We start from the raw sequence: 12470 nt of genomic DNA, 5'->3' as shown, positions 1-12470 counted from the left end.
TGCTTTACTATTCTGGTCTTCTCTTCGCTCAACCCCAAGCCATAAGAAATATACGTATGTAGCTTGGTCCCCTGCTTGAGTTCACTCTGCAGGAGTTAAAGATCAATACGTAATGGCCAAGATGGCTGTGAGCACGATTACGCCCGAGACAATCTCGACATAACCCAGAACAACACCCCACTGCGCGAGCTTCATGCCGCGCTGGTTTGTCTTCTTGATTTCTTTCAGCGCTTTGTTGCCGAAGAACACAGCAAGAACACCAACAACCAACAGCAGCACGCAGGCCACGGAGACAATTGCCCAGCCGTTAAAGCGGGCTAACTGAGCCTCAGCGTTGTTGGTGTTCACAGAACAAACTTAGTAGCCGTAGCTGTTGATGCCTGACGCCAGAACAATGCCGAAGAATGCGATGAGCAGAACAGCAACGAGGAGGCCCAGACCAATACCGATGTAACCGGTGATGAGACCAGCCAGTGCGAGGCCGTCTCCCTGCTCGCCTGTGCGACGAACTTCCTTGCGTGCCATGTGTCCGGTCACCACAGCAACGATGCTGGAGACGAAGGGCACCACGGTGAGACCAGCGATACCGGTCACGAGGGCAACGATAGCCAGAATGTTGGTCTTGGGAACTGCCACAGGCTCAGGAGTGACAACAGTCACAGGCTTGGCGGCTTTGGGGGTCTTGGGTGCAGCTTTTTCAGTCATAGTTCAATTTTAGTGAACATGGATGTCTGTAACTGGGAGTGTGCTGTCAGCTCCAAAGTTCAGTGAAGAAGGTTCGGCACCTTCCATGATGAGCTCAGACGCCAGCGCCGCAATCATCGCGCCATTGTCTGTGCAGAGGGAGAACGCAGGAATGCGCAGCTCCACCCCAGCCGACGTGGCACGCTGCCCAGCGACTTCGCGCAGGCGTGCATTCGCTACAACACCACCACCGAGCAAAAGCCTAGGGACGTCATAGTCCTTGCAGGCAGCAATCGCTTTACTGGTGAGCACATCGATGACAGCTTCACGGAAGCTTGCTGCCACGTCAGCGATGGGGATCTCTTCCCCGGCGTCTCTGCGCACCTCAACCCAGCGAGCAACGGCTGTCTTGAGCCCCGAGAAGGAGAAGTCGTAGCGGTGCTTCTCCATGTCCTTCGGAAGCGTCAGGCCACGGGGGAAGCGAATGGCCTTGGGGTCACCGTCTGCCGCAACGCGGTCGATCTGGGGACCACCGGGATAGGGCAGACCTAATATTCTGGCGACCTTGTCGAAGGCTTCACCAGCGGCGTCGTCGATGGTCTCACCCAAGAGTTCAACATCGCTGGTGAGATCACGAACAAGAAGCAACGAGGTGTGACCGCCTGAAACCAACAAGGCAATGGTGGGGTACTCGAGTGGGCCTTCTTCGCCGAGAACGTCAGCACCGACGTGACCCACCAGGTGGTTCACGGCATAGAGCGGCTTATTCAGAGACAGCGCCAGAGCCTTCGCTGCCCCAACACCCACCATCAGTGCACCGGACAAACCAGGGCCGCTTGTTACCGCGACAGCATCAAGGTCTTCGAGATTGATGCCCGCGGTGGCAACAGCTTCAGTCAGGGCTGGGCGCAAAGCTTCGAGGTGTGCGCGAGCTGCAACTTCAGGAACAACGCCGCCGTAACGGGCGTGCTCATCCATCGACGAGGCAATGACATTAGCCAGTAGTTCGCGACCGCGAACAATACCGATGCCGGTCTCATCGCAACTGGTTTCAATACCGAGGACTAAAGGAGCATCACGGTTCATCACAGATCAGCCCCTTTCTTCATGATTACGGCGTCGATGCCTTCGGGCTGGTAGTAGCCAGGACGAACAGCAATCTCTTCAAAGCCCAAGGATGCATAAAGCGCAATCGCGTGAGGGTTGTCAGCACGAACCTCTAGAAAGACTCGCTTTGCATCACGTGCTTCTGCTTCATCCAGCAGCGCCGTCATCAGACGGCGTCCGAGACCTGAGCTGCGGAACTCGGGCAGAACAGCAATGGTCTGAATATCGCCATCACCTGAGCCTCGGGGAGCCAGGAGCCCGGCATAACCAACAACAGAGGGCTCACCGCCCAGAACATCCGTGTGTGCTTCGGCGACGAGATAGAAACAGTTCCTGTCTCCGACATCTCGAGCCATAGCTTCCATGGACCAGGCTTCACCAGCGAAGACGGGAGTTTCAATGTCCATGATGGCGGGAACGTCATCAGTGGTGGCTTGACGCAACACGATGCTGTCGATCATTTCTGACCACCTCGCATCTCCTGCACAACCCGCTTGGGGCCGTTGCTCATGGTGACATCCGGCGAGCGCAGATAGAGCGCCTCGAAGGGGAGGAAGGGGCGTCCGGCAACCAACATACGCTCGGCCAGAACACCTAACCACGTGGCAGGAACTTCTGTGGCCTGAACATAAGCACTTTCGGTGACGATGTATTCACCGGGCTTCTGAATGGCTGGACCGTGTGCACGAATCGGGCAGCCTTCGTCATCCAGGCCGGTATAGAAACTCACATACTCTTCCTTGCGGCGAGCATCGGTGGTGACCACGACGTTGTTTTCAGGATTGGTATCCAAGAACTCAAGAGCAATAGCATCGTGGCTGTTCATGGGGAGCAGGATTGCCCCGCTGCCGAATGCGAACGCATCGGCGGCAGCAATCCCGACTCGAAGACCGGTAAATGGTCCTGGCCCCATGCCGACTGCAACGTGGGTCACCTCGTGAGATGCAATACCTGCTTCGGTGAGAACCTCATGGATAAAGCTGCCGATGATTTCGGCGTGACGCATGGTGTCGGGGGTGGAGCGTGCAGAAAGAACTACACCGTCTTTCACCAGAGCGATGCTGGTGCCGGCAGAAGTATCGATGGCAAGGATCAGGTTACTCACGCTGCTTCCCACCTTTCACCATGCCCAGTCAGAGTTACGATGCGGGGCTCAATGAGTTCCTCACCGAGTTCACCCGCATTGGCGCCCTCAGGGCGTTCAATGACGACGTCGAGCCACGAGTCCACGATGCCCTCGAGCATGCCGGCACCCCACTCGACCACAACGACAGAGTGAGCGAAGTCGATGTCGAGATCATCGAGTTCAACGGCGCTGTTCAAACGATAGGCATCCACGTGAACCAGAGGTGGGCCGTCAACCAGGCTGGGGTGTGTGCGAGCCAAGACAAAAGTGGGGCTGGTCACCGGACCGCGAACGCCGAGTCCTTCACCAATGCCACGGGTCAATGTGGTCTTGCCAGCACCGAGGGGACCGGTGAGCACCAACACATCGCCCGCACGCAGTGCCTTCCCCAGCTCAAGGCCGAGTTCGTGCATCTGGTCCGGATTCTCAATTGTGCGAGTTCCGAGCATTAGGCGTTCCCTACGTACTCATATTCGAGTCGGGTGCCAATCAGGCGCGTGACAATCTCATAGGCAATGGAGTTCGCAGCTGCAGCCCAGTCGTGAACCGAAGGCTGACCCAATGCTGGGTCACCAAAGAGGACTACGTGGTCACCCACAGCAACGGGGTCATCGCCCACGTTGAGCAGAAACTGATCCATCGCGATGCGACCAGCAACAGGGTAGGTTTCCCCGTTGAGTAATACTGGGCCATTCATGGAGGCATCTCGGTTGATGCCGTCGCCATAACCGAGGGGAATCAAAGCCAAAGTGTTCTCACCTGCTGTGCGGTGGAGATAGCCATAGCTCACACCGGTGTTCTCCGGAACGCGACGAACAGCCACCACTCTGGTTTCTAGTGTCATGGCAGGAGTGAGCCCGAACTGCTCTGGACGGAGCTCTTCAGTGGGGGCAATGCCATAGGCGGCAATACCGGAGCGCACCATGTTGAAGCGGGTTTCGGGCAGCGTCAGTGCTGCCAGTGAAGCGGCAAGGTGAACATACTTCGGTTCGAGCCCGGCGTCCTTGAGCTCAGAGAGACCGACTGTGAACACCTTGAGCTGCTCGAGATCATCAGCATCGGAGGTGTTGGAGAGGTGACTCATCACACCTTCAACATCCAGATCCCCAGAAGCATGAAGTTCTGCTGCGGTGCGCATGAAGTCAGCCCACTGCTCGGGACTGGAACCATTACGGCTCAGGCCCGTGTCGAGCTTGAGGTGAACGCGAGGAGTTTTGTGGGCACGGTGCCCAGCAGAAGCAATCGCGTTGAGCTGTGCGACGGAGACAGCACCCAGGGTGATGTCATTTTCGACGGCTTCATCAAAGGTTTCATCGGGTGCATGGATCCAACACAGCACAGGTGCCGTGATGCCTGCGTCCCGCAAGGTCAGCGCTTCGGCGATATCTGCAGTTCCTAGCCAGGTTGCTCCGCCGGCGAGCGCAGCCTTCGCTGCGGGCACCATGCCATGGCCATAGGCATTGGCCTTGACCACGATGAGGACGTCGTCAACACCGGTGATCTCATAGAGGCGCTTCACGTTGCCGGCGATGGCATCCGTGTTGACCTTGGCTATGCGGAATGGAGTGTGGCTCATGCGGCACTTCCTTCGGCAACGACGAAAGCAACGGCTGCGTTGGCATCGTGAGAGATGGAGAGGTGCACACTGTCGATGCCCTTGGAGCTGGCCATCTCTGCAGCAGCACCGGTTAGATCAAATGATGGCTTACCCAGTTCGTCCTTGACCACGACCATGTCGTGAAAGGTCATCGAACCAGAGCCGCCGAAAGCTTTGATCAATGCTTCTTTAGCGGCGAAGCGTCCAGCAAGAGAGTTCGCGGGAAGCTCACGCTCGGCATCAGTGAAGAGACGCTCCCCCAGCTTGGGCGTGCGTTCTAACGCCCGCGTGAAGCGAGCGATGTCGACAATGTCGACCCCCACTCCCAGAATCATGAGTGGCTATTCGACCGTGACCGACTTGGCCAGGTTACGTGGCTGGTCAACATCCAAGCCCTTGGCGTCTGCGAGCTCCATGGCGAAGATCTGCAGTGGCACCACCGCGAGGATGGGCTCAAACATGGGGTCGGCCAGAGGAATCTGGATGACCTCATCTGCATAAGGAAGTACAGCTGCATCGCCCTGCTCAGCAATCGCGATGACGCGAGCACCACGTGCACGAATCTCCTGGATGTTGGAGACAACCTTGGAGTGAATCAGGGCTGAACCGCGAGGGCTCGGAACAATAACGAACACGGGCTGTCCGTGGTCAATCAAAGCAATAGGACCGTGCTTGAGCTCACCCGCAGCGAAACCTTCAGCGTGGATGTAGGCAAGCTCCTTGAGCTTGAGAGCACCCTCGAGTGCGATGGGGTATCCCACGTGGCGACCCAGGAACAATACCGAAGGAGTGTCACTCATCCACTTTGCAAGCTGAGCAATCTTTTCACCGGTCTCGAGAACCTTGGTGACCTTGGCAGGCAGAGCCTGGAGGTCAGTAGCGAGACGGCGGAGTTCCTTCTCGGCCACGGTCTTCTTGGAACCTGCGATGTGCAGACCGATTAAGTAGAGCGCCGTGATCTGAGCGACGAAAGCCTTGGTGGAGGCAACAGCAACCTCAGGACCTGCGTGGGTGTAGACCACAGCGTCAGATTCACGAGGGATTGTTGCACCCTGGGTGTTACACACCGAGATGGTGCGTGCACCTTGTTCGCGGGCATACTTGACCGCCATCAAGGTGTCCATGGTTTCACCGGACTGGCTGATCGAAATGATCAGGGTCTCAGGGGTGATCACGGGGTCGCGGTAACGGAACTCGTGTGAGAGCTGAACCTCAACAGGAATGCGTGCCCACTGCTCAATGGCATAGGCGCCAACCATGCCGGCATAGGACGCCGTGCCGCAGGCAACCAAGATGATGCGGTTGATGCCGTTCAAAACAGCATCGCCCAGCTCGGTTAGTTCAGGAACCTCGACGAGACCATCCACGACGCGTCCGCGAACGGTGTTCGCCACAGCGTCGGGGTTCTCGGTGATTTCCTTCGCCATGAAGGAAGACCAACCGCCCTTGTCGGATGCAGATGCATCCCAGGCGATTTCATATTCTTCGATCTCGACAGGAACACCGTCGAAGTCAATGACCTCAACAGCGTCAGGCGTGATCGCCACAACTTGGTTCTGGCCGACAGCTGCTGCACGGTGGGTGTATTCCACGAATGCGGCAACGTCCGAGCCGAGGAAGTTTTCGCCGTCGCCCAAACCAATCACCAGGGGTGAGTTGTGGCGTGCAGCAACGATGAGGTGAGGTGCATCAGTGTGAACCGCAAGCAACGTGAATGCACCCTCGAGACGGTTGACTACCAGACGCATTGCCTCGCGCAGGTCACCGACCTCGCGGTAGACATCACCGAGGAGAACAGCTGCCACAGCAGTGTCCGTCTCAGATTCGAACTCGTAGCCCTTGGCGAGAAGTTCTGCCTTGATCTCAGCGAAGTTCTCAATGATGCCGTTGTGAATGAGGGCAAGCTTGCCGTCGTCACCCAAGTGAGGGTGGGCGTTCACATCGGTGGGTCCACCGTGGGTGGCCCAGCGAGTGTGGCCAATACCGGTGTGACCAGGAATGAGGGGGTGTGCCTGAAGCAGGTCAACCAAAGCCTGGAGCTTTCCAGCCTTCTTGGCGGTCTCGATAGTGCCGCCATCGGTCAGGATTGCAACACCTGCCGAGTCATATCCGCGGTACTCCTGACGCTTCAGACCGCCCAAAAGAACGGCAAGAGTGTCTTGCTGACCGACGTAACCCACGATTCCACACATAAGGCTTCCAGTTTAGTTCACGAGCGGCACAACGCCTGCGTAGGGCAGAATAGGCAAGTGAGTTCAATGCAAACGGGTGCCATCACCACGCACAGCACTCCCTTTGTGGAGATCTCTCGTGATGAATGGGCAGAACTCGCCCCCACCACCGCTTCTCCCCTCACTGAGGCAGATATTGAGAGCTTGCGTGGTCTGGGAGATCGCCTGAATCTGCAAGAAGTGGAAGATGTTTATCTTCCGCTGAGCAGGTTGCTCTCTATTTATGCCTCCGGTGCTCGTAACCTTCACCGCGACACCTCCAACTTCCTCGGCGAGCGCGCCACCACCACGCCGTTCGTGATTGGTGTGGCTGGATCTGTCGCAGTGGGCAAGTCCACCGTGGCCCGCCTGCTGCAGATGCTGATGGCGCGCTGGGAGGGAACTCCCCGCGTTGAGCTGGTCACCACCGATGGTTTTCTCTATCCCAACGCTGAGCTGGAACGCCGGGGCATCTTGGATCGCAAGGGATTCCCGGAGTCCTATGACCGCCGTGCGTTGCTGCGCTTTGTCAGCAAGATCAAGAGCGGTGCCGCTGAGGCCACCGCTCCGGTCTATTCCCACCTGAGCTATGACATCTTGCCCGACGAGAAGATTGTCGTTCGCCAGCCTGACGTGCTGATCGTCGAAGGCCTCAATGTCCTCCAGCCTCCCACCACAGGTGGTGGGCTAGCCGTGAGTGACCTGTTCGACTTCACTGTCTATGTCGATGCCCGCACGCAAGACATTGCCACCTGGTATCAAGATCGCTTCCTGTCACTGCAGCGCGGAGCATTCTCCGACCCTGATTCCTACTTCCACCGCTATGCCTCGCTCACCGAAGACGAAGCTCGTGAGACAGCTAAGGGCTTCTGGGAACGCATCAACCTTCCCAACTTGGAAGAGAACATTCGTCCCACCAGGTCCAGGGCAACCCTGGTGCTGCGTAAGGCAGCAAACCATGCGGTTTCGACCGTCTTGCTGCGCAAGATCTAGCGGCGAAGAGAATTAGAGCGCGAGCTCTGCCTTGACCACATCAGCGATGCTGTGTGCCAAGCGGTCTGCAGTTGCCTGATCGGCAGCTTCGACCATGACGCGAACCATGGGTTCGGTTCCGGAAGGACGCAACAAGACACGGCCTGTGTCTGCAAGTTCAACCTCAGCGGCTGCAACAGCAGCATCAATTGCTGCGTTGCCGCCTAAGGCGCGGTGATCAACACCACGCACGTTGACAAGAATCTGTGGGTAGACGGTCATCACCGAGGCAAGCTCAGCAATGGTCTTGCCGGTGCGAGCCATTTCAGCGACCAGGTGCAGACCAGTCAAGATGCCGTCACCGGTGGTGGCGAAGTCGGTCATGATGACGTGACCGGACTGTTCTCCGCCCAACGAGGCGTCGTGTTCTGCCAAGCCTTCGAGGACGTAACGGTCTCCGACTGCAGTCTGGATGACCTTAATGCCGTGCTTGTTCATGGCTTTGTGAAGACCGAGGTTGCTCATCACGGTGGCAACGAGAGTGTCGTTCTTGAGGCGACCACGTTCTTTCATCGACAGCGCCAGGATGGCCATGATCTGGTCGCCATCAATGACGTTGCCCTGAGCATCCACAGCCAAGCAGCGGTCAGCATCACCATCGTGAGCAATACCAATGTCAGCACCGTGAGCCAGGACAGCTGCGGCCACCACGTCGAGGTGGGTGGAGCCCACACCGTCGTTGATGTTGAGACCGTCTGGGTCTGCGGCAATAACGGTGACCTTCGCACCAGCGTCGGTGAAGACTTCAGGTGAGATGGCGGAGGCAGCACCGTGAGCACAGTCCAACACCACGTGCAGACCGTTGAGCTTGTTGGGCAGGGTGCCGAGCAGGTGAATGACGTAGCGGTCTTCTGCATCTGCGAAGCGACGAATGCGCCCAACCTCGCCACCAGTGGGAAGCAGGTGATCGGCGTCGAGCGAAGCCTCGATGCGGTCTTCGACCTCATCAGGGAGCTTCGTTCCGCCGAAGGCAAAGAACTTGATGCCGTTATCGGGAGCAGGGTTATGGGAGGCCGAGACCATCACACCAAAGTCTGCGCCGATGGAGCTGACCAAGAAGGCAGCTGCAGGCGTGGGAATCACGCCCGCATCCAACACATCGATGCCTGAGCTGGCCAGGCCAGCAGACAGCGCAGCAGTGAGGAACTCACCAGAGATGCGTGGATCGCGAGCAATGACGGCAGTAGCACGACGTCCCTCAGCTCGTCTGGCTTCAGCTCTGCGACCGCTGGTGAGAACCACCGCGGCCGACTGGGCCAGTGCCAAGGTTAGGTCTGCCGTGAGTTCACGGTTTGCTAAGCCTCGGACACCGTCCGTGCCGAATAGACGTGCCAAGGGACAGTCGACTTCTGCTAAAGAAGCGAGATTAACGCTTCGAGAACTGAGAAGCCTTACGGGCCTTCTTGAGACCAGCCTTCTTACGCTCGATGACGCGAGCGTCACGAGTCAAGAAGCCAGCCTTCTTCAGGATTGCGCGGTTGTTCTCGCGGTCAATCTCGTTCAATGTACGAGCAATAGCCAGACGCAGTGCGCCTGCCTGACCGGAAGGGCCACCGCCGCTGATGCGTGCAACGACGTCATATGCGCCACCGAGCTCAAGCACGGTGAAAGGGTCGTTGATGAGCTGCTGGTGCAGCTTGTTGGGGAAGTAGTTAGCGAGCTCGCGGCCGTTGACCGTGATCTTGCCGGAACCGGGTACGAGGCGTGCGCGAGCAATAGCCTGCTTGCGACGACCTACAGCTGCACCGGGAACGTTGAGGATGGCGCGAGGAGCCTTAGGAGCTGCTGCGACAGGAGTTTCAGTTGAGTACTCGGTGACCTCTACGGCCTCGGTCTCGATTTCTGCGTTATCCGCCATGATTACTTAATCCTTTATCTAAATCTTCGAGGCTCTACTGAGCTACCTGAGTGAGGGTGTATACCTTGGGCTGCTGTGCAGCGTGAGGGTGCTCAGCGCCGCGGTAAACCTTGAGCTTGCGGAACTGGTCGCGACCGAGTGAGGTCTTGGGGAGCATGCCACGAATAGCCTTCTCCACAGCACGCTCAGGGTTCTTCTCGAGAAGATCGGTGTAGGTAGTAGCACGAAGACCACCTGGGTAACCAGAGTGGCGGTATGCCTTCTTCTGTGCAGCCTTGTTGCCGGTGAGGACAACCTTGTCTGCGTTGACGATGATGACGAAGTCACCCATGTCCATGTGAGGAGTGTAGGTGGCCTTGTTCTTGCCACGCAGAATGGTTGCTGCGTGAGATGCGAGGCGTCCGAGCACGACGTCGGTTGCGTCAATGATGACCCAGCCGCGCGTAACTTCTGATGCCTTAGGCGTAAAGGTACGAGTCACAGTAATACTGCTTTCTTGTCGAAATGAGTGGTCCGTGTATCCCGCTCAGTCGTTGCGTTCTAATCCAGAATCTGGCTAGAACCCATCAGTCGAGGGCTCAACTTCGGCGGCCTGTCCACGTGGAACAAGCACCAAGGGTCTAATTTACGCCATGGGAGCGTCGTCGGTCAATTCGCGACGGCTCCGGGTAAGGTCTGCACGCGCTCCGACCTCGTGATCGGGAGGGTAAATGATCTCTGTCAGGGTCAGTCCTTGGGCAGGCATGACCTTGAACACACTGGTGCGTTCTGCCTTGGTGCGCAGGGTTTCGATCTCCTCCAGGCTGTTGGCCTTGGAACCTGCAGCAACACAAGCACCAACCAATGACCTCACCATGGAGTGGCAGAACGCATCTGCCTGAAGCTTGGCCACGATCACGCCGTCTTCTGAACGTTCCCAGTGGAACTCTTGCAATTCACGAATCGTGGTCGCGCCAGGACGTGGGCGGCAAAACGCCCCAAAGTCCCGCAGACCAAGCATCATGGCTGCCGCCTCGTTCATGGCGTCCACGTCGAGTGGATAGAAGCTGAAGGTGGTCTTGCGACGCTCGATTGGGTTCAAATGTTCGAGACCATCTGCAATGCGGTATTCATAGCGCCTTGCCAGAGGTGAGAACCGGGCGTCAAAGCCCGCAGGAGCGACGACAACCTTGTTGATCACCACATCTGCACCGCGACCCATCGAGCCGTTCACGCGGCGCAGTAGGGCGTGCAGCATGGACTGGGGAACCTGGGCAATACCGTCCACAAACGGAATACCGCCCTGCTCCTGCAGTTCACGACGTTCCAGGCGTGAAAAAGAAACCCGGATGAGCTGTTCCAACGGAATATCAACGTGAGCCACCTGAGCAGCAGCGTGAACGCCAGCGTCGGTGCGACCAGCCACCACGATGCGGGGAGAAACCTCCATGCGCAGCACCTGAGCAAAGGCCTGCTCCAACATGTCTTCAACCGTGCGCAGGCCTGGCTGCTTAGCCCAGCCGGCAAAATCCGTGCCGTCATAGCCGAAATCGATGCGCACGCGCACGATGCCGTCAACGGGAACGAGGTCAGCAAAGTCGTCTTCGACGGGTTCGTCTGAACCTTCGTCGATGGCGCTGTCCTCAGTAATCACGTCTTCGAGTCTAAAGTCTTCGTGGGCTTGGGGTTTAACGACGAAACCCCGGTGACCAGCACCGGGGTTTCGTGTGAGTTCGTAGAAGGACTACTTAGCTTCTTCTTCAGTAGCTTCTGCAGCGGGTGCTTCTTCAACAACCTCTACAACAGTCTCTTCAACAACGGTTTCAACTTCAGCTTCGCCAGCTGCGTCAACGACGACCTCTTCGGTCACCTCGTCAACAACAACTTCCTCAACAACCTCAGCAGCTACAGGAGCAGCAGCCTTGGGAGCCTCTGCCTTAGCAGGCTTAGCCTTGGCAGGCTTCTTGTTGACAGGCTCGAGCACGAGCTCGATCTGTGCGAGAGGAGCGTTGTCACCCTTGCGGTAACCGAGCTTGGTGATGCGGGTGTAGCCGCCCTCACGCTCAGCAACCAGAGGAGCAATTTCAGCGAAAAGGATGTGAACAGCTTCCTTGTTACGCAGGATCGACAGCGCACGGCGACGTGCGTGAAGGTCTCCACGCTTTGCAAACGTGATGAGACGCTCAGCCACGGGACGCAGGCGCTTTGCCTTGGTCTCAGTGGTCTTGATCGACTTGTGAGTGAACAAAGAAACGGACATGTTCGCGAGCATCAAGCGCTCGTGTGCAGGACCGCCTCCGAGGCGAGGACCCTTAGTTGGGGTAGGCATTTTTTATATCTCCGTAAATCAATACTGTGACGTGTCTAAAAGACAGTCGCTTAGATGTTCTCGTCTTCGTCGAAGCCACCGTAGAAGTGTGCTCCGTCAAAACCGGGGACAGAATCCTTGAGAGACAGGCCCATCTCGATGAGCTTGTCGCGAACCTCGTCGACCGACTTCTGACCGAAGTTGCGAATGTTCATCAACTGAGTCTCGGACAGAGCTACGAGCTCAGAGACGGTGTTGATGCCTTCGCGCTTGAGGCAGTTGTAGGAACGAACAGAGAGGTCGAGGTCTTCAACAGGAATCGACAGCTCAGAGCTGAGGACTGCGTCAACTGGTGCAGGACCGATCTCGATACCTTCAGCAGCAGTGTTGAGCTCGCGTGCCAGACCGAAGAGTTCGGTCAGGGTGCGACCAGCCGAAGCCATTGCGTCACGAGGGGTGATTGCTGGCTTGGTCTCAACGTCAACGACCAGGCGGTCGAAGTCAGTGCGCTCACCGGCACGAGTTGCCTCGACGCGGTAGGTCACCTTGAGTACTGGAGAGTAGATCGA

The 12470-nt window shown here is 57.5% G+C and carries 16 protein-coding genes; 1 reads left to right on the top strand and 15 read right to left on the bottom strand.

What is annotated here, in order from left to right:
* Positions 1–102: 102 nt before the first annotated feature.
* The 9 genes from Q0362_RS09555 to glmS are packed head-to-tail and all read right to left on the bottom strand — an operon-like array spanning position 103 to position 6706.
* A complete protein-coding gene (locus Q0362_RS09555; RefSeq protein ID WP_298122903.1) occupies positions 103–348 on the bottom strand; it encodes a DUF4190 domain-containing protein in 246 nt (81 codons plus the stop codon).
* A 9-nt stretch (positions 349–357) separates the two neighbouring features.
* A complete protein-coding gene (locus Q0362_RS09550) occupies positions 358–705 on the bottom strand; it encodes a DUF4190 domain-containing protein (RefSeq protein WP_298122901.1) in 348 nt (115 codons plus the stop codon).
* Positions 706–714: 9 nt separating this feature from the next.
* Positions 715–1770, bottom strand: coding sequence for a tRNA (adenosine(37)-N6)-threonylcarbamoyltransferase complex transferase subunit TsaD (gene tsaD, locus Q0362_RS09545; RefSeq protein ID WP_298122949.1), 1056 nt, complete (start codon positions 1768–1770; stop codon positions 715–717).
* A complete protein-coding gene (gene rimI, locus Q0362_RS09540; RefSeq protein ID WP_298122899.1) occupies positions 1770–2252 on the bottom strand; it encodes a ribosomal protein S18-alanine N-acetyltransferase in 483 nt (160 codons plus the stop codon). The genes tsaD and rimI overlap by 1 nt, the downstream gene beginning before the upstream one ends.
* Entirely contained in the window at positions 2249–2896 is a 648-nt protein-coding gene (gene tsaB, locus Q0362_RS09535) for a tRNA (adenosine(37)-N6)-threonylcarbamoyltransferase complex dimerization subunit type 1 TsaB (RefSeq protein ID WP_298122897.1), read from the bottom strand. Before tsaB ends, rimI begins: the two co-directional genes overlap by 4 nt.
* Positions 2893–3366 (bottom strand): tRNA (adenosine(37)-N6)-threonylcarbamoyltransferase complex ATPase subunit type 1 TsaE, encoded by a 474-nt coding sequence (gene tsaE, locus Q0362_RS09530; RefSeq protein ID WP_298122895.1) that lies wholly within the window; start codon positions 3364–3366, stop codon positions 2893–2895. Before tsaE ends, tsaB begins: the two co-directional genes overlap by 4 nt.
* Positions 3366–4493, bottom strand: coding sequence for an alanine racemase (alr, locus tag Q0362_RS09525; RefSeq protein WP_298122893.1), 1128 nt, complete (start codon positions 4491–4493; stop codon positions 3366–3368). Before alr ends, tsaE begins: the two co-directional genes overlap by 1 nt.
* A complete protein-coding gene (locus Q0362_RS09520) occupies positions 4490–4849 on the bottom strand; it encodes a holo-ACP synthase (RefSeq protein ID WP_298122891.1) in 360 nt (119 codons plus the stop codon). Before Q0362_RS09520 ends, alr begins: the two co-directional genes overlap by 4 nt.
* Before the next feature lie 6 nt (positions 4850–4855).
* Complete coding sequence (gene glmS / locus Q0362_RS09515) at positions 4856–6706, bottom strand: glutamine--fructose-6-phosphate transaminase (isomerizing) (protein ID WP_298122889.1); 1851 nt, start codon at positions 6704–6706, stop codon at positions 4856–4858.
* A gap of 66 nt (positions 6707–6772) precedes the next feature.
* Between glmS and coaA the strand changes: the two genes are divergently transcribed.
* Entirely contained in the window at positions 6773–7717 is a 945-nt protein-coding gene (coaA, locus tag Q0362_RS09510) for a type I pantothenate kinase (RefSeq protein ID WP_298122947.1), read from the top strand.
* A gap of 12 nt (positions 7718–7729) precedes the next feature.
* On the opposite strand, the gene glmM is transcribed toward coaA, so the two are convergent.
* The 6 genes from glmM to Q0362_RS09480 form a co-directional block, all read right to left on the bottom strand.
* Positions 7730–9091 (bottom strand): phosphoglucosamine mutase, encoded by a 1362-nt coding sequence (glmM, locus tag Q0362_RS09505; protein WP_298122886.1) that lies wholly within the window; start codon positions 9089–9091, stop codon positions 7730–7732.
* A gap of 31 nt (positions 9092–9122) precedes the next feature.
* On the bottom strand, positions 9123–9614 hold the full coding sequence (gene rpsI, locus Q0362_RS09500) for a 30S ribosomal protein S9 (RefSeq protein ID WP_298122884.1): 492 nt from the start codon (positions 9612–9614) through the stop codon (positions 9123–9125).
* Between the two features lie 34 nt (positions 9615–9648).
* Complete coding sequence (gene rplM / locus Q0362_RS09495) at positions 9649–10095, bottom strand: 50S ribosomal protein L13 (protein ID WP_298122882.1); 447 nt, start codon at positions 10093–10095, stop codon at positions 9649–9651.
* Between the two features lie 144 nt (positions 10096–10239).
* Positions 10240–11247, bottom strand: a complete 1008-nt coding sequence (truA, locus tag Q0362_RS09490) for a tRNA pseudouridine(38-40) synthase TruA (protein ID WP_366099798.1) — start codon at positions 11245–11247, stop codon at positions 10240–10242.
* A 90-nt stretch (positions 11248–11337) separates the two neighbouring features.
* A complete protein-coding gene (gene rplQ, locus Q0362_RS09485; RefSeq protein ID WP_298122880.1) occupies positions 11338–11922 on the bottom strand; it encodes a 50S ribosomal protein L17 in 585 nt (194 codons plus the stop codon).
* Between the two features lie 50 nt (positions 11923–11972).
* The coding region (locus Q0362_RS09480; RefSeq protein ID WP_298122878.1) for a DNA-directed RNA polymerase subunit alpha C-terminal domain-containing protein at positions 11973–12470 on the bottom strand (498 nt) is incomplete at its 5' end.

The sequence above is a fragment of the uncultured Aurantimicrobium sp. genome (assembly GCF_936931525.1).
Classification (GTDB): Bacteria; Actinomycetota; Actinomycetes; order Actinomycetales; family Microbacteriaceae; genus Aurantimicrobium.
Note: the sequence above shows the minus strand (reverse complement) of the source record. Positions and strands in the feature narration are given on the sequence as shown.

Excerpts from the sequence above, each read along its gene's own strand:
- Q0362_RS09550 (WP_298122901.1), bottom strand. The coding sequence starts at position 705 with ATGACTGAAAAAGCTGCACCCAAGACCCCCAAAGCCGCCAAGCCTGTG.
- tsaD (WP_298122949.1), bottom strand. The coding sequence starts at position 1,770 with ATGAACCGTGATGCTCCTTTAGTCCTCGGTATTGAAACCAGTTGCGAT.
- rimI (WP_298122899.1), bottom strand. The coding sequence starts at position 2,252 with ATGATCGACAGCATCGTGTTGCGTCAAGCCACCACTGATGACGTTCCC.
- tsaE (WP_298122895.1), bottom strand. The coding sequence starts at position 3,366 with ATGCTCGGAACTCGCACAATTGAGAATCCGGACCAGATGCACGAACTC.
- alr (WP_298122893.1), bottom strand. The coding sequence starts at position 4,493 with ATGAGCCACACTCCATTCCGCATAGCCAAGGTCAACACGGATGCCATC.
- Q0362_RS09520 (WP_298122891.1), bottom strand. The coding sequence starts at position 4,849 with ATGATTCTGGGAGTGGGGGTCGACATTGTCGACATCGCTCGCTTCACG.
- glmS (WP_298122889.1), bottom strand. The coding sequence starts at position 6,706 with ATGTGTGGAATCGTGGGTTACGTCGGTCAGCAAGACACTCTTGCCGTT.
- coaA (WP_298122947.1), top strand. The coding sequence starts at position 6,773 with ATGCAAACGGGTGCCATCACCACGCACAGCACTCCCTTTGTGGAGATC.
- rpsI (WP_298122884.1), bottom strand. The coding sequence starts at position 9,614 with ATGGCGGATAACGCAGAAATCGAGACCGAGGCCGTAGAGGTCACCGAG.
- rplQ (WP_298122880.1), bottom strand. The coding sequence starts at position 11,922 with ATGCCTACCCCAACTAAGGGTCCTCGCCTCGGAGGCGGTCCTGCACAC.